This is a genomic window from Blastocatellia bacterium (genome assembly GCA_025054955.1).
GTDB lineage: Bacteria > Acidobacteriota > Blastocatellia > HR10 > J050 > JANWZE01.
Genome location: JANWZE010000070.1, coordinates 1 through 16453 on the forward strand (window position 1 = coordinate 1; position 16453 = coordinate 16453).

The following is a 16453-nucleotide window of genomic DNA, read 5'->3' on the forward strand; positions in this document are numbered from 1 at the left end:
CCCAAGGGCGCGACGCCGCTTTGGCCTGCCGCGGAGTGTCAGGACAGAAAGCGACGTCGCCTCTTCGATCGGCCGGCCCACTCCAAGATAGAGTCAGTGTTTATGAGAATGCGTTTTGGAGTGCGGCGGCAAGCCCCCAAGGGCGCGACGCCGCTTTGGCCTGGCGCGGAGTGTCAGGACAGAAAGCGCCGTCGCCGCTTCGCTCTGCCGGCGCACTCCAAGATAGAGTCAGGGTGTATGAGAACGCGTTTTGGACTGCGGCGGCAAGCCCCAAGGGCGCGACGCCGCTTTGGCCAAGATAAAGTCAGGAATCGCCCATGCGCTGCGCGCTCGCCACGAGAAAATACAGTTCCTTCGTGAGGTTCGTGTGTTTCGTGGGCGATTTTCAGAGGAGTTGTCCATGTCGTCCGGGACGACGCGAGAGAAACGATGAAAAACGCCACAGGCGCCACTTTTTCTCGAGGAGACTGATGAAGTGCCGGTCCTCCCAGAATCCGCTTTTACAACCGCGCCACACCAAGAGGCAACCTATCGGCGGAGGGATGCGCTGACGCAGATACAAGAAACCTTGAGCGGCTCCGTTGCGCCGCTGGCCAGAGCAGTGATCATCGCGCCGCGGTCGGTTTTGCTCATCTGGTCACCGGAAATAAATCCACAGACCGATCATCGTCACAATCAACACGCCGGCCAGCGCGTTGGTCAAACGGTGTGCGCCAGGCGGGGCCATCGCGCCCGGCGTTGCCTCTGTCGGCTCGCTGGTGGCCCACGTCAAGCCGGCGACACGCTCGCGTGACGGCGCTTCCGTCAACATACTCACAACGATTAAAACCACCATGCAGACAACAAACATGAAGATGGCAAAATGCAAAAAGTTCATGCCAACAAACCACGGGCGCTCACTGAGCGCAACGCCTGCATACGAAAGCTCCAGCACGAAGCGCGCTGCCCCAAGCGCAAAGCCGGTCAATAACGCAGCCAGCGCGCCGGCGCCATTGGCTCGCGGCCAGAAGACGCCAACGAGAAACACAGCGGCAATCGGCGGCGAGACATACGCCTGGACGCTCTGCAAGTAGACGTACAGTTGATCGCTGATGTAGGCCATAAACGGAATCCATAACAAGCCCAAACCAACCATCACGACGGTGGCCAGCCGTCCAACATGAACTAATTCCCGTTCTGAAGCGCCGGGGCGGATTTTGCTGTAGAAGTCCATGGTGAAAATAGTCGAGCTGGAATTAAACACAGCGGCCAGACTCGACATCAGCGCCGCGAGCATCGCGGCCACCATCACGCCAACCAATCCGGGCGGCATCAGGCGCACCACCATAGTAGGAAAAGCCGCATTCGAATTGACCGCCATCTCATCGGCGTATAAGGCGCGCGCGATCATGCCCGGCACCACCAACATGAATACCGGCAGAATCTTCAAGAATCCGGCCAGCACGGTACCGCCCTTGGCGTGACGTTCATCTTTGGCCGCCAGCACGCGTTGGACAATGACTTGATCAGTGCACCAGTACCAAATTCCTAAGATGGGCGCGCCAAAGAAAATGCCTGTCCACGGAAAATCCGGGTGATCGGTCGGTTTCATCATGTGGAAAAAATCGTCGGGCACTTGCGCGCGTAGTCCCTCAAAACCGCCAACCTGCTCCAATCCGAGATAGGTCAGCATGAGCGCCCCGACAATCAGGATCACTGTTTGGATAACCTCAGTGTAAATGACCGCCGCCAGACCACCCGCTACGGTATAAACACCCGTGGCAATGACCAGCGCCAACGCCGACTTCCACATGCTCCAGCCGAGCACCGCCTGCAAAACAATCGCGCCGGCAAACACCGCGACGGCAATTTTGGTGAAAATATAGGCGATCAGCGAAATGGCAGCCAGATAGGTGCGACACGCGGCATTATAGCGGCGCTCCAAAAATTCCGGCATCGTGTAAACCTTTGAGCGCAAGTAAAACGGCACAAAGACCCAACCGAGAATTAACACGATGATCGAAGCCAGCCATTCAAAATGCCCAACGGCCATACCCGTCGCCGCGCCCGACCCAGCTAATCCAATGAAATGCTCGCTGCCGATGTTAGAAGAAAACAGCGACGCGCCGATTGCCCACCACGCGGCATCGCGACTCGCTAGAAAGTAATCGCTCGCCGTCTTCTCACGACGCATGAAATAAAAACCAATGGCAAACACAATCGCGAAATAGACAGCGATGAAGATGAAATCAATTGTGATTAACCGAGCTGCATTCTGCCATAATGCGAGTGCGAACATAATTAGCCCTCCCTTGAAAGTAGCCCACGAAACACACGAACCTCACGAAAGAATTGTATTTTCATCGTTCGTGGCGTGCCTGCGCTCATGGACGATTCCTGCGAAAATGTGGCATAGGCGTTCCCGCCTGTGCGCCATTCTCGTTCTTCGTGGCGAGCGCCGAGCTCATGGGCGATTCCCTTGAAAGTAGCCCACGAAACACGTGAACCTCACGAAAGAATTGTATTTTCATCGTTCGTGGCGTGCGCGGAGCATAAGGGTGATTCCTTAGAAAAATAGCCACAGAGGGGCAACAGCGGCGACAAAGGGCTTTCGGGAGCATTTGTGACCTTGGTCGCTTCATTTTTTCATTGTGGTGCATGCCCAGAGCATATAGGCGATTTGCCTGAAAAACAGACGTCTGCCATCGCAGATCACCGGATCTCCTGCGCAGGACCTAGTGGCAACGGTTGCAAATGCTGCGGGTGCGCTTGTCGTTGTAGCTCCTCAAAGAGCTTCCGCTCCTCCTCTAGGATTTCGGCCTTAGCTTGAGACAGAAGCGCCGCCGTTTCAGAGTCCGGCGGGATTTTTTTATCCAACACGATCATCCGCGTCTTAATATCCTTGAGACGACCTGTCGAATCAACGTAAAGCAGCGCCTCGCCCAGCGACCTGGTTTGGTGTCGAGCATAGGCGATGGTCGTCTGATTGACGCGAGTCGGTTGGCGCTCTTCCGGTAGTGCATGCGCGACAATCAGCAGATCAATGCCGGAAACCTGTTTGGCCAATTGTTCAGCTTTTTCCGGCAGCATGTAGGCCAGCACAACCAGGACGTCACACTCCGGCCGAACACGAGGAATCACGCGCCGCGCCGCCACCATTGGATCAGTAACTTGAAACGTAGCCGGCACAGACTTCGGTACTCCCTGCTCGTTCTCCAGCCGGCTCGTCAACCCGACGAACCCAACCCGAAGGCTTTTCCCCTCAGGCAAGCGCGCGCTGTTGATTTCACGGATGAGATAGGCCGGTGGCGACAGGTGCGTCGGCCGAGCAGCCCGTACATTGGCTGAGATCATCCGCGTCACCAGCGGCGAGTTTGCCTTCTCTTTCTGGTAAGCTACTCGGTCAAAGAGGCGTTCAGCGTAATACAAATCGTATGGCGTCAGGTTCACAGCCGCGAAGTCTGCCTTTTGATAACCCTTGAACAGCCATTTGTTTTTCGTTTCGGCTACAGCAAACAGCTTGCCGTCTTCAGTATGAAAATCAGAGAAGAAATTGCCGGCGTCTACGTGCAAGATGGGCACGTCGGCTGATTGTTTGGCAAAAGCATTGGCATAGCCCATCCGCCACGGTAGCCCTCCCTCCGGGCGTTGTGGGCAACCGCAATCATCGAGGCTACCCAGCGTATCTGCGCCAAAGAAAATCGCGGCGGCGTAGCCGTCATCAGTGGGCAACGAAACAGGCGATGTTGGCTCTGCCGCCGGTTTGTTCTCCGCCGGCGTGGGAGCAGTTGAATGGATTGTTTCGGATGACCCGCAACCGGACAAAGCAACCCATTTGGCCAATAGTAATAGGACGACGACAATGAAAAACCTCCGATTCATCAATCTCCTCCAAAGCGTGGAGCGGTAGTATGCTGGAAGCTGTTCATCGCGGTCAAGGCCTTTGCATAACACCATTCACAGAGTGCAGCACGACGCTGTTGGCTTGCGTATGGTTCATCCCGCTCAAGGCCTTTCAAACCGCCAGTTACCGCCAGGGCACAACGGGTGTAAACAATTCTCAACTGCTTGGCGCTGTAAGCGCCTTTGCGGGAAATAGTGCTTGACTCTGCTCTGACGGTTTTGGTATAAGAGTAGGCTAGTATCAAGCCATAAAAAGGGTTATAATTGCGGGCCGAGGTAAAGCAGTTGAATCTTAGCCGGAAGGTGATAACCGGTGGCAGCAAAGGCTCGGTCGAAAACAAATCAGGCGAAAGCAGTCAAACAAACCTCTTCGTCGGTTAAAACGAATCGGAAGAAAAGGTTAGGCTCATCCCCCACTGCCTTACGAGCTGCTAAGCTCAAGGCGAAAACCGTCAAGCAAAAACCAGCTCAAGGCGCCAAAAAGAAACAGGCAACTACTGCTAAACCAAAGGCTCTCAAGAAGAAGGCCCCTACGAAGAAAATCGCTACCAAAGCGAAGCCCAAGGCAATGAAGACGAAGCCGGCTCGTCCAACACGAACCAAGCCCCAGACCAGAAAGGTACGAGCCGTGGCTCAGGTATCAGGCAAGGGCCGGGTCAAAGCCGCGCCCAAAGGCCGGGTCAAAGCCGCGCCCAAAGGCCGCATCAAAGCTGCGCCCAAAGGCCGCATCAAAGCCGCGCCCAAAGGCCGAGTCAAAGCTGTGCCAAGGCGGCCTATCAAAAGCCTGCCTAAGCCGGTATCCAAAGTTGCGCCCAAAGGCCGGGTGAAAGCCATTCCCAAAGGTCGCGTAAAAGCCCCACCAGCCAAACCGAAAACACTCCCATCGCGGCTGCTGGCTTCGACCATGGCTGTGAAAATGTTCGGTCAAGCTGTCAGGCAGTTTTACGATCATGATTTTGAGAAAGCACGGCGCGCGTTTCTCGATTTCATCGAGCGGTTTCCCGAAGAAACTGACATGGTGGCCCGCGCTCGGAGCTACGTGGCCATTTGCAACCAGCGGCTACAGCATCCTCCCTCGACACCCCGCAATGCCGAGGCGTTGTACAATCGCGGGGTTATTGAACTAAATCTGGGACATGTCGTGGAAGCCGTCTCGTTCTTTGAAAAAGCTCTCAAGTACGAGCCTCAAGCCGCTCATATTTTGTATTCGTTAGCTGCCGCTCATGCTCGAATGGGTTTGATTGAGCAGGCCGTCAAGGAGCTAAAACAGGCTGTCGAGCAGCGCGATACGCTGCGCATTCAAGCTCGCCACGACTCCGATTTCACAAACCTGTACACACATCCGGAGTTTCAAGAATTGGTTGGTTGGGAGTTGGTGCCTCAACCTGAACCCGCGCAGCAACCAATCCCTGAAAATTAGGAGTGAGACCCAACCCGGTCGTTTGCGGTCACCTCACCAATCGGTCTCCATCAGCCCACTGAACCAATTACCAACAAGGCGTGTTGCTCACGATCATTCTTCAGACTGTCGCCTTGTCACCAGTGGCGAGGTTGTATAACCTTAACGTTGCTGTGGTGCACCAATTAAACTTAGTTGCGTTAGGCGGAGGAACAGGGCTGGCTTCGTTATTGAGCGGTCTCAAGCATTATGTTCTTTCTCCGAGCACTCACGCAGCGCCCGCATCCGGCCCGTATGGATTGGCTGAATTGACCGCGCTGGTCACGGTCACCGATGACGGAGGCAGCTCAGGACGACTGCGGGATGAATTTCAGATGTTGCCGCCGGGCGATATTCGCAATTGCATGGTGGCGCTGGCTGAGGATGAACAACTAATGACCCGACTCTTCAGGTTTCGCTTTGGCGGCGGCGGCGAGCTGGGCGGGCATAGTTTCGGTAATCTGTTCCTGACGGCGTTAACCGGCGTAACGGGCGACTTCCTAGAAGCGATTCGATTATCAAGTGAAGTGTTGGCCATTAAAGGGCGCATTCTTCCCTCCACGATGGCGAACGTTCACTTGGAAGCCCAGATGGACGACGGTCGTGTGGTGCAAGGTGAATCCAATATCACCAAGACGGCCGGCACCATTCGCGCGATCAGACTGGTTCCCCCGGGCTGCCGGCCGTTGCCGGAAACGCTGCAAGCGCTCCAGCAAGCTGATCTGATCGTCATCGGGCCTGGCTCATTATTCACCAGCCTCATTCCCAATCTGCTGGTTGAAGGGATTCCCGAAGCGATTGTGCGCTCGCCGGCGAAAAAGTTCTACGTCTGCAACGTGATGACACAACCGCACGAGACAACCGGTTACACCGTTGAGGACCACATCGAGCGTATTCTGGAATACTGTCCCGGCTTGCAACTGGACTGTGTGCTGGTCAACTCCCAACCGATTTCAGAACCACTGCGACTGAAATACGCAGCAGATGGCGCTGCTCCGGTGACAACCGAGCGGTTGCAAACCAGCATAGATTCAGGCGTCGGACGACTCACATTGCCGCGCCTTGGACAGTCGGTCATGGTGTTGTGTCGTGATCTCCTGGACGAACGAGAGACAGTTCGACATCATCCGGCCAAGCTCAGCCGCGCCGTGTTCGAAGCCTATCAGCTCGTGACAGAGATGTAGCCACAGGTGGTTTGTAGTTCATCACGCGATGTTCAATCATGCGCCAACCCGTCAACGAGAGGCTGGTTCATGACTGATTGCTCTTTTCAAGGAGAATTCTTATGCAACTGAATGTGCTGATTATTGCGGCCGGTCTCGGCACCCGCATGAAATCACGACGCGCAAAAGTATTGCATCACCTGCTCGGCCGCCCATTGGTTGCTTATGGTGTGCGCACCGCGCTGCAACTGAACCCGAATAAGTTGATTGTCGTCGTCGGATACCAGGCTGAGGCCGTCTGCCAAGCCGTGCAGGCCGAAGTGGAACGAGCGAGCAACAGACAGCCCACCGACGTGGAATTTGTTCTGCAAACGCCACAGCTTGGCACAGGACACGCCGTCAAAGTCGCGCGCGACGCGCTCGCCCAGACCAGCGGACATGTAGTGATCTTCTATGGCGATGTGCCGTTGATCCGCCCTGAGACGATCCAGCGATTGGTCAAACAACATCACGAAGGAGACTACGCCGCGTCCTTGCTGACAATTCAGATGGATGATCCGACTGGCTATGGCCGCATCGTGCGCGATGAGGCCGGCCGGTTTCTCCGTATCGTTGAACATCGCGACGCCACACCTGAGCAACAAGCTATCAAGGAAGTCAATCCAGCAATGTATTGCTTCGAGATTGATCCGTTGTTGATGGCGCTCGATCAGTTGTCACCGATCAACGCACAAGGCGAATTCTACTTGCCAGACGTTTTCCGAATCCTCGTGCAACAAGGGTATCGCGTTGGCGTCTTCCCTCACGAACCGGCTCATGAATTTCAAGGGATCAACAATCGCGTTGAACTGGCGCGCGTCGGCGCCCGACTGCGATACGACATCCTTGAACGACTCATGCTGAGCGGCGTGACGATTGTTGATCCGGCTTCCACGTACATCAGCGCCGAGGCGATCATCGGCCAGGATACGATCATTCATCCCCAAGTGGTCATTGAGGGTGAGACGCGAATTGGTCAAGACTGCGAGATCTACTCCTGGTCGCGACTGGTTAATGCTCAGCTTGGCGATCGCGTCGTCGTCAAGAATAGCTGCATTGTGATGGACAGCCAATTGGGCAACGACGTCGCAATTGGCCCATTTGCTCATCTGCGCAACGGCGCCGTGCTGGCCGATCAGGTAGTGATAGGAAATTTCGTCGAGGTGAAAAAGAGTCGGCTCGGTCGCCAAAGCAAGGCCATGCACCTGTCGTACCTGGGCGACGCCACGCTCGGCGAGCGGGTCAATATCGGCGCGGGAACCGTCACCTGTAACTTCGACGGAAAACAGAAGCATCCAACCATCATCGAAGATGAGGTGAAAATCGGCAGCGATACTATGTTGGTCGCGCCAGTGCGTGTCGGACGCGGCGCCGTCACTGGCGCGGGCGCCGTCGTGACGAAAGATGTTCCGGAATACTCGCTCGCCGTCGGTGTTCCGGCGGTCGTGAAGAAGAAATTGGAGCCGTGATTCGGGGTCCGTGGACCGTAAACCGTGGCCCGTGTACTGAGGATGGTGAATTGAATGCCAGCATACGAATCACGAACCACGATTAACGAATCACGAATCACGAACCACGACTCACGGATCACGAATCACGAACCATGACCCACGAATCCCGACTTGTTATTGACGGTTCTCACGGTGAAGGCGGCGGCCAGATTCTGCGGACAAGTCTGGCGCTGGCTGCGCTGCTGAATCGGCCGATTGAGATCATCAACATCCGGCGCGGGCGCAAGAAGCCCGGTCTACAACCACAACATCTGACGGCTGTACAAGCGCTGACAGCGATCACAAAGGCTCACGTCACGGGAGCAAACCTCGGTTCAGAGCACCTGAGATTTGAGCCGCGAGAACTCGCCGGCGGTGAATATGAATTCGATGTCGCCGCCGTCAAAGCCAGCGCGGGTTCTGTCGGCTTGGTCTTTCACGCGGCAGCTCCGGCATTGTTTTGTGCGAAGCAAGCGAGTCGCTTGATCTTGAAAGGCGGCACTCATGTGCCCTGGAGTCCACCGACGACCTACTTGCAATTCGTGTTTCTGCCAATGGTCGAAAAGCTCGGCTTACGAGCCAGTATCGAGACGTTGCGCTGGGGTTGGTATCCGACAGGCGGCGGCATCGCCGCAGTCACAATCCATCCCTGTGACAAGATAGCGCCGGTCACCCTCACCGAGCGAGGGCAGTTAGAGCAGATTGAATGCCTCTCAGTCGTCTCCAACCTGCCGCGCGCGATTGCTGAGCGTCAACAACAACAGGTCATCAGGAGACTACACGGCCAACAGCTTTCGGCTCAATGTGAAATCCTGGAGGCACCATCGGCAGGCAAAGGAACATGTGTATTTCTCCTGGCCCGATACGAACATGCCCTCGCCGGCTTCTCCTCGTTGGGCGCACGCGGCAAACCAGCCGAGCAGGTGGCCAACGAAGCAATTGATGAATTTCTCGCGCATCATGAAAGCGGCATGATTGTGGACAAGCATCTGGCCGATCAGTTGCTCATCTATCTGGCGTTGGCGCATGGTTCATCTGAATTCACTACGTCGGAAGTCACCCAGCATTTGCTCACCCACGTCTGGGTCATCGAGCAATTTTTGCCAGTGAAATGTGAAGTCAGCGGCGCGCTTGGGCAGCCAGGACGAGTCACCGTTGCCAGCCGTGATGATCAGGCCGGCGCCCGCATGCACAAATCAGCAAACCAGCAGCAAGCTTGCGGATAAAAACGCCCTAACCACTCAGGTTGCGCAGCGGCATGGCGTTTTGCGTGCACGGCAACGAGCGTTCCACCAAGTGAGCCGAGCCTCTGTAAGAGTTGACCCACTCGGACATGCCAGTCACCCGTGGCCGACGCGATGAGGCGATTAGCTTCTCTCAGGCCACCGATGAAGACGGTGCTCTTTGGCTGGTTCACCTTCTGTGCATAAGTCATGATGCTTTGACAATGCGCAGGCTGTTCCGTAATCTTTGCCCTTGCGCTGAATTCCAACTATGGAGGAGACGGATGCCACTGTACGAATACGAGTGTAAGCACTGCGGTTCTCAATTTGAGCAGCTTGTCTTCAAGCGTGAGAGCAAAATCGTCTGCAAATTCTGCGGCGGTCAAAATGTGATGCGACGACTCTCGACATTTGCCATTTCAACGGCCGGCGCTCGTCCGGCCAGCGGCGTGGAGCCAGGCCCGTGTGGCGCATGTGGCGCTCCGCAACGAGGCATGTGTGCCGTAGAGAGCTGATCGGAGGCAAAATCCTATGAACATGATGAAAGCCATTCAAGTCGTACAATTGGGAGGGCCTGAACTGCTCCACTATGGCGACGTGCCGAGGCCCACGCCGGCTGCCAACGAAGTGCTGATTCAGATTGAAGCGGCCAGCGTCAATTATGCTGATACGATGCAACGTCGCGGCATCTACCCTGGGGGGCCACAGCCGCCATATATTCCGGGATTGGAAGTGGCCGGCCGCGTTGTAGAACTTGGCGCTAGTGTCAGTAACGTTGAAGTCGGTCAGCCAGTGATGACGTTGACAGGTCGGGGTGGTTATGCCCAGTTTGTGAGCGTCCCTGCGTCCATGCTCATGCCTGTGCCGGAAGACTTCAGCATGGAGCAGGCGGCCGCCTTTCCGATTGTGTTTCTGACAGCGTTCTTTGCATTGAAACGCTACGGGCGACTGCAAGCCGGCGAGTCGGTGTTAATTCAGGCGGCCGGCGGCGGTGTGGGCACAGCCGCTGTGCAATTGGCCAAACACATGGGCGCTCGCGTCTTTGCCTGCGCCGGTTCAGATGAAAAACTCGAACGTGTGCGAGCGCTGGGCGCTGATGAGATCATTAACTATAGGACAAACGATTTTGCCGACGTTGTCAAACACCTGACCGGCGGGCGCGGCGTTGATCTGGTATTAGAAACGGTCGGCGGCAACGTCTTCGAGAAGAGCATGACGATCCTGGCGCCATTTGGTCGGTTGGTGACATACGGCGCAGCCGGTGGGCAACTTGGCTCAGTCAATTCGCGGACGCTGATTATGAACAATGCAACCGTGACGGGCGTCAATCTCAACCTGATTGCCCGCACGCCGGAGCTGGGTCCCGCCATGTGTGAGTTGCTCGGCATGATTCGTGGCACAAGCATTCGTCCGATCATCGGACATACGTTTGCGTTGGATCAAGCGGCGGACGCGCACCGGTTGATCGAAAGCCGAGAGAGCTTTGGCAAAATCGTATTGAGGGTGAGCCAGTCTCCAGAATCGCCAATTCAGCATTGATGCGTTCGACCCAAAGAGACTGTTAATTTGCGGCAGCAACGTGGCTAAGGAACGTGACAAAAGTTCGTGGCGTTGTTGGAGTGCTGCGATGTGCCGCGGCTTTGGCCGGAAAGCGTTGACACGTCACCGCACTCCAAAGCTGCCCGTTCCCCCAAAATGTCCCAGAACGTTTGTCCACCTACTTAGCTTCGTCAAAAATTTGACTAGACCTCTCAACCACGACCAACCCAACGGTCGTTGCGAGTGCAGACCGGGCTACACTTCGTCAGAATCTTGAAGAGGCCTGTTAACTCCAGTTCGCGGCAAATGGCGGACGCCGCCGGGGGCGCAGAGTGCGTCAGCAACGGAGCGCCGTTCTGCATGTCACACTTCAAAGTCAACGAGGGCTGGCTGGAGATGACGCTCTGCTCTTGCCTTCTGGGTGATGAAGGTTCAAAATGCCCATTCCAAATGGACTAGAGTAAGGAGGGCCTTATGAACATCGTTGATCCAATTCTCATGGAGTTCACTCATGAAGCGGGCGTCACGCGGCGGTTGTTGGAACGCGTGCCGGATGAGCAACTCGGCTGGAAGCCACACGAGAAATCAATGAGCTTGGGACGGCTGGCCTCGCATATTGCCGAGATTCCCAGTTTCGTTGGAGCCATTCTAGGGCAGGACGAGCTTAGCCTAGATGGCAGCTACACGCCGTTCAACGGGGGCAGCACAGCGGAAATCCTGGAGACATTTGACAAGAATGTAGCGATGGCGACCGAGATGATGCAGGGACAATCGAACGAACACTTGATGCAGCCGTGGCGACTGAAAAAAGGCGATCACGTCGTGTTTGAAATGCCGCGTGTCAGCGTGATTCGCGGGCTTGTCCTCAATCACTCGATTCACCATCGTGGTCAGTTGTCTGTTTATGTGCGCATGCACAATGTGCCGGTGCCGTCCATCTATGGCCCGTCGGCGGACGAACCGCTGTAACCGATGAAGGCTGCCGATAGCGGCGTGTGAGGCGCAGAGCGCGATCCGCCACAGCCTCTCCGGGGATGTGCCGATGAAGATCAAAGTAGCATTGGCCCAGATCAAACCGGCGCTGGGTGACCTCCAACGAAATCTCGATGTGCATCTGGAGCTCACCCGACAAGCGGCTGACGCGGGAGCACAGGTCATTGTTTTTCCCGAACTCTCGCTGACTGGTTACTACCTTGAAGACCTTGTGCCGGATGTGGCTATTGATCCGACCCGCTCCGACACGCTTGATCAACTGCTTAACCTCGGTCAGCAATATGACATTGATCTGGTCATCGGCTTTATCGAGGTCGCCTCTGACTATCGCTTCTTCAACTCGGCGGCCTACCTGAGTCAAGGACAAATCGCGCACATTCATCGGAAGGTCTATTTGCCGACCTATGGTATGTTCGATGAAGGGCGGTTCGTAGCTGCCGGCGACGTGCTGCGCGCATTTGATACGCGATATGGCCGTATGGGCATACTGATCTGCGAGGACCTGTGGCATCCTTCAACGCTCTACCTGATGGCCCACGATGGCGCGCAGGTCTTACTGGCGATGTCAGCCGGCCCGGGTCGCGGATTGCGCCTGCCGGATAAATTGGGCAGCATGTACGCCTGGGAAGCGATCACGCGCTCGGCAGCGCAGTCCTACATGCTCTATGTGGTCTACGTGAACCGCGTAGGCGTCGAAGACGGCGTGATCTTTTCCGGCGGCTCAGAGCTGATTGATCCATTTGGTCGCTGCCTGGTGAAAGCAAAAACTTTTGATGAAGACCTGTGCTATGGCCTGATTGACGCTCTCGAGGTGCGGCGCGCGCGGACAATTTATCCGCTGCTGCGCGATGAACGGCTTGATCTAACATTGCGTGAGCTAACGAGAATTTACAACAAGCGTCATCAGTTGGAATAGCTATGAGCATGCGCGCACATGGAGACGCATTCCGTCTGAATGCCGAGTTGACAACCGAGGCACTGACGCGGTTCATCCGCGAAGAGGTCACCAAGGTGGGCTTTCGCTGCGGCATTCTTGGGCTGTCGGGCGGGATTGACTCGGCGGTGGTCGCATTTCTCACCACACGCGCGCTGGGCGCCGAGCATACAGTGTGCGTGGCCATGCCGTACGGCGATCATGATCCGGCATCGTTGACCGATGCGCAGATGGTCGCCGATCTACTTGGCGTGCGGTTGCTCTGTGTTGATATTAGTCCGATGGTGGATGCCTACTTTGCTGACATGCCTGAGGCCGACCGCATCCGTCGCGGCAATGTGATGGCGCGTCTGCGCATGATCGTCTTGTATGATCTGTCGCGTGTGCACCAGGCGTTGGTCATCGGCACGAGCAACAAGACGGAATTGCTCATCGGCTACAGCACGTTGTGGGGCGACATGGCGGCGGCGATGTGGCCGCTCGGCGATATTTACAAAACCGAAGTGCGGCAGTTGGCCGAGTATCTCGGCGTGCCGCAACCACTGATAGCCAAACCACCCAGTGCCGGACTGTGGGATGGTCAAACTGATGAGGGGGAGATCGGCATGAGCTACGCTGAGCTGGACGCCATTTTGGTTGAGTTGGTGGATAAGCGAATTCCTAAGCACTTGCTGCCGGCTCGCGGCTTCGACGCCAAACAGGTCGAGCGCGTCTCCGAGATGATGCGCACGTCGCAATTCAAGCGCCGGCTTCCGCTGATGCCGAAGATCTCCACCCGATCAATCAATCACGATTTCCGATACAAGCGCGATTGGGGCTGGTGAGCCGTTCAGTCAAACCGGATGAGACTGGCAAGCCGGCGCCATGACCCCACGGCTGCCCATCATCGCGCCGAAGGTGAGGCATCTATGACTGAGCGTGTAGGATTTGATCACGCCGTCGCATGGCGTCCTGACGACGAGACACGCGCGCGGGCGCAACTGACCCGCTTCATATCGTTGTGCGGTCTTGACTCATTCGATGCGCTTTATCGTCGTTCGATTGAAGACGTCGGTTGGTTTACCCAGCGCGTGTTGCAATTCCTTGGCATTCAGTTCGACACACCTTATCGTCAGATCGTTGATCTTTCACGCGGCATTCAATGGCCGCAATGGTGCGTCGGCGGCCAGTTGAACATCACCAAGAGCTGCTTGACCCCATCGGCGATCCATCACATGACGGCAAATGTGCCAGCAGTGATTTGGGAAGGCGAAGAGGGCGCGCGCCGAACAATGAGCTACGCCGAGTTGAACGCTGACGTTGAGCGATGCGCGGCTGGCTTGCGCGCGCTGGGGTTGGGGCGTGGCGATGCCGTCGGCATCCACCTGCCGATGATTCCGGAAACAGTCGTTGCTTTGTTGGCCGTAGGCCGCATCGGTGGTATAGCCGTTCCGCTGTTTTCGGGATACGGCCCGGCGGCCATCCAGTCGCGCCTGCAAGACGTCGGTGCCAAGGCGTTGTTCACTTGCGATGCATTCCCGCGGCGTGGCCGGCCCGTCATGGCCAAGGCAGTAGCCGATGAGGCTGCCATGCAATGTCATGAGCTGCTGAATGTCATTGTTGTCAGCAGGCTCGGCGTCGAAGTCCCGATGTACCCTGGCCGCGACCTCACATGGGAAGCGTTGTTGCAAGCTGGCGAGCAAGCCGATGTGTCACTGCGCCGAGTGGAAGCGACTGCTGCTGAAGACCCGTTGATTGTGCTTTATACCTCCGGCACGACAGGCCGACCCAAAGGCATTCTTCATTCGCACTGCGGGTTTCCGATCAAGTCGGCGCAAGACATGGCATTTGGCACGGATGTGGGGCCGGGTAGTCGCATCTCGTGGGTGACAGACATCGGCTGGATGATGGGACCGTGGCTGATCTATGGAGCGACGCTGCTGGGCGCGACGATCGTGCTGTATGACGGCGCGCCGGATTATCCTGAGCCGGATCGGCTGTGGGCATTCTGTGCGGCTCATCAGGTGGAGATACTCGGCATTTCGCCGACACTCGTTCGGGCGCTGGCTGCGCATGGCGATCAATGGCCGGCCCGTCATGATCTGTCGCGGCTGAGAATTTTAGGCTCGACCGGCGAGCCGTGGAATCCTGATCCATGGTGGTGGTTGTTTGAGAAGGTGGGCGGCGGGCGAATTCCTATTATCAATTACTCTGGCGGCACGGAAATCTCCGGCGGTATTTTGATGGGCAATCCGCTGCTGCCAATCAAGCCGTGTTCCTTTCCGGCTCCTTGCCCAGGTATCGCCGCCGACGTGCTCAACGAGCAGGGAGAATCAGTGCGCGGCGCGGTCGGCGAGTTAGTCATCCGCCAACCCTGGATCGGCATGGCGCGAGGATTCTGGAAGGACCCGGACCGCTACTTGCAGACTTACTGGTCGCGCTGGCCGGACATCTGGGTGCACGGCGATTGGGCGCAGATTGATTCAGACGGACACTGGTATATTCTGGGTCGCAGCGACGATACGTTGAAAGTGGCCGGCAAGCGCGTCGGTCCGGCGGAAGTTGAATCAATTTTGGTCGCGCATCCGAGCGTGGCTGAAGCGGCAGTCATCGGTATTCCAGATGAGGTGAAAGGGAGCGCCATGATTGCATTTTGTGTGCCCGTGGCTGGCGCGCCGACAGGACCTGATGTTGCTGAGCAGTTGCGCGAGCGCGTCGGTGAACAACTGGGCAAGCCACTACGGCCCGAGCAGGTTCATTTCGTGTCGGCGCTGCCCCGCACGCGGAATGCCAAGGTCATGCGCCGCGTCATTCGCGCGGCCTATTTGAATGAAGACCCGGGCGACATCACTGCGCTCGAAAATCCGTCGGCGGTGGAAGCCATCCGCCAACTGGGATCAGCGATTAACAGACAGCAAATCGGATAATACCAATTGCAGATTGAAAGACCGGAGATGGCCACTCCTCTCTTCAGAAGCCTTCGGCTGCCAACGGCCGAGGCTTCTGAGGAGAAAGCGCCGTCGCCGCTTCGCTCTGCCGGCGCACTCCAAGATAAAGTCAGGAATCGTCCCTCTGCAACAGCACGCCGCGAAGGATCAATACAGTTCTTTCGTGCGTTTCGCGTGTTTCGTGGGCGATTTTCAAAAGGAATCGCCCATGAGCTTCGCGCCGGCCACGAACCATGAAAATGGTTATTTGCAGAGGAGTCGGGCGGCCACGGCGAGCCGCCCGTACAGGGTGGCTGTGGGCTCGCGTTTTTGCCAGGAAAGCGGGCAGGCAGGGAGGCCTGTATGGGGGCCTCGCTGTGGGCCCCCGCGTAGAATGCGTCCGAGCGGATAGAACCGAATTCTTCAACCCGCAATTGGTACTGTCCATCTGTGTTCATCAGTGGTGTTTCCGAGGAATCGCTCAAATGTTATTTTCAACGGAATCGCCCATGAGCTCCGCGCTGGCCACGAACCATGAAAATGGGTATTTGCAGAGGAGTCGGGCGGCCACGGCGAGCCGCCCGTACAGGGTGGCTGTGGGCTCGCGTTTTTGCCAGGAAAGCGGGCCGGCAGGGAGGCCTGTACGGGGGCCTCGCTGTGGGCCCCCGCGTCGAATGCGTGTGAGCGGATAGAACCGAATTCTTCAACCCACAATTGGTACTGTCCCTCTGTGTTCAGCAGTGGTGTTTCCGAGGAATCGCTCAAATGTTATTTTCAGAGGAGTTGTTCATGTCGTGCGGGACGACGCCCAGAAACGATGAAAAACGCCACAGGCAGGAACGCCTG

Annotated in this window: 12 protein-coding genes; 10 read left to right on the forward strand and 2 right to left on the reverse strand. The window is 56.7% G+C overall.

Annotated elements, in window-relative coordinates:
* Positions 1-637: 637 nt before the first annotated feature.
* Together NZ823_09795 and NZ823_09800 are read right to left on the reverse strand one after the other, a co-directional pair.
* Positions 638-2278 (reverse strand): sodium:solute symporter, encoded by a 1641-nt coding sequence (locus NZ823_09795; GenBank protein MCS6805416.1) that lies wholly within the window; start codon positions 2276-2278, stop codon positions 638-640.
* 413 nt (positions 2279-2691) lie between these two features.
* Entirely contained in the window at positions 2692-3861 is a 1170-nt protein-coding gene (locus tag NZ823_09800; GenBank protein ID MCS6805417.1) for a hypothetical protein, read from the reverse strand.
* 589 nt (positions 3862-4450) lie between these two features.
* Between NZ823_09800 and NZ823_09805 the strand changes: the two genes are divergently transcribed.
* From NZ823_09805 to NZ823_09850, 10 genes are all read left to right on the forward strand, one after another.
* On the forward strand, positions 4451-5302 hold the full coding sequence (locus tag NZ823_09805) for a tetratricopeptide repeat protein (protein ID MCS6805418.1): 852 nt from the start codon (positions 4451-4453) through the stop codon (positions 5300-5302).
* A 131-nt stretch (positions 5303-5433) separates the two neighbouring features.
* Positions 5434-6504, forward strand: a complete 1071-nt coding sequence (locus NZ823_09810; GenBank protein MCS6805419.1) for a YvcK family protein — start codon at positions 5434-5436, stop codon at positions 6502-6504.
* A gap of 101 nt (positions 6505-6605) precedes the next feature.
* A complete protein-coding gene (glmU, locus tag NZ823_09815; GenBank protein ID MCS6805420.1) occupies positions 6606-7991 on the forward strand; it encodes a bifunctional UDP-N-acetylglucosamine diphosphorylase/glucosamine-1-phosphate N-acetyltransferase GlmU in 1386 nt (461 codons plus the stop codon).
* Between the two features lie 134 nt (positions 7992-8125).
* Complete coding sequence (gene rtcA / locus NZ823_09820; GenBank protein ID MCS6805421.1) at positions 8126-9238, forward strand: RNA 3'-terminal phosphate cyclase; 1113 nt, start codon at positions 8126-8128, stop codon at positions 9236-9238.
* A 281-nt stretch (positions 9239-9519) separates the two neighbouring features.
* Positions 9520-9750 (forward strand): zinc ribbon domain-containing protein, encoded by a 231-nt coding sequence (locus tag NZ823_09825; protein ID MCS6805422.1) that lies wholly within the window; start codon positions 9520-9522, stop codon positions 9748-9750.
* 16 nt (positions 9751-9766) lie between these two features.
* Entirely contained in the window at positions 9767-10774 is a 1008-nt protein-coding gene (locus NZ823_09830) for an NADPH:quinone oxidoreductase family protein (protein MCS6805423.1), read from the forward strand.
* Positions 10775-11248: 474 nt separating this feature from the next.
* Entirely contained in the window at positions 11249-11743 is a 495-nt protein-coding gene (locus tag NZ823_09835; protein ID MCS6805424.1) for a DinB family protein, read from the forward strand.
* 73 nt (positions 11744-11816) lie between these two features.
* Entirely contained in the window at positions 11817-12683 is an 867-nt protein-coding gene (locus NZ823_09840) for a carbon-nitrogen hydrolase (GenBank protein MCS6805425.1), read from the forward strand.
* 8 nt (positions 12684-12691) lie between these two features.
* Positions 12692-13525 (forward strand): NAD+ synthase, encoded by an 834-nt coding sequence (locus NZ823_09845; GenBank protein MCS6805426.1) that lies wholly within the window; start codon positions 12692-12694, stop codon positions 13523-13525.
* Positions 13526-13609: 84 nt separating this feature from the next.
* Positions 13610-15607, forward strand: a complete 1998-nt coding sequence (locus NZ823_09850; protein ID MCS6805427.1) for an AMP-binding protein — start codon at positions 13610-13612, stop codon at positions 15605-15607.
* Positions 15608-16453: the final 846 nt, after the last annotated feature.

What these genes read in the sequence shown, in the direction of transcription:
- NZ823_09795 (MCS6805416.1), bottom strand. Translation starts at nt 2,278, where the DNA reads ATGTTCGCACTCGCATTATGGCAGAATGCAGCTCGGTTAATCACAATT.
- NZ823_09800 (MCS6805417.1), bottom strand. Translation starts at nt 3,861, where the DNA reads ATGAATCGGAGGTTTTTCATTGTCGTCGTCCTATTACTATTGGCCAAA.
- NZ823_09805 (MCS6805418.1), top strand. Translation starts at nt 4,451, where the DNA reads ATGAAGACGAAGCCGGCTCGTCCAACACGAACCAAGCCCCAGACCAGA.
- glmU (MCS6805420.1), top strand. Translation starts at nt 6,606, where the DNA reads ATGCAACTGAATGTGCTGATTATTGCGGCCGGTCTCGGCACCCGCATG.
- rtcA (MCS6805421.1), top strand. Translation starts at nt 8,126, where the DNA reads ATGACCCACGAATCCCGACTTGTTATTGACGGTTCTCACGGTGAAGGC.
- NZ823_09825 (MCS6805422.1), top strand. Translation starts at nt 9,520, where the DNA reads ATGCCACTGTACGAATACGAGTGTAAGCACTGCGGTTCTCAATTTGAG.
- NZ823_09830 (MCS6805423.1), top strand. Translation starts at nt 9,767, where the DNA reads ATGAACATGATGAAAGCCATTCAAGTCGTACAATTGGGAGGGCCTGAA.
- NZ823_09835 (MCS6805424.1), top strand. Translation starts at nt 11,249, where the DNA reads ATGAACATCGTTGATCCAATTCTCATGGAGTTCACTCATGAAGCGGGC.
- NZ823_09840 (MCS6805425.1), top strand. Translation starts at nt 11,817, where the DNA reads ATGAAGATCAAAGTAGCATTGGCCCAGATCAAACCGGCGCTGGGTGAC.
- NZ823_09845 (MCS6805426.1), top strand. Translation starts at nt 12,692, where the DNA reads ATGCGCGCACATGGAGACGCATTCCGTCTGAATGCCGAGTTGACAACC.
- NZ823_09850 (MCS6805427.1), top strand. Translation starts at nt 13,610, where the DNA reads ATGACTGAGCGTGTAGGATTTGATCACGCCGTCGCATGGCGTCCTGAC.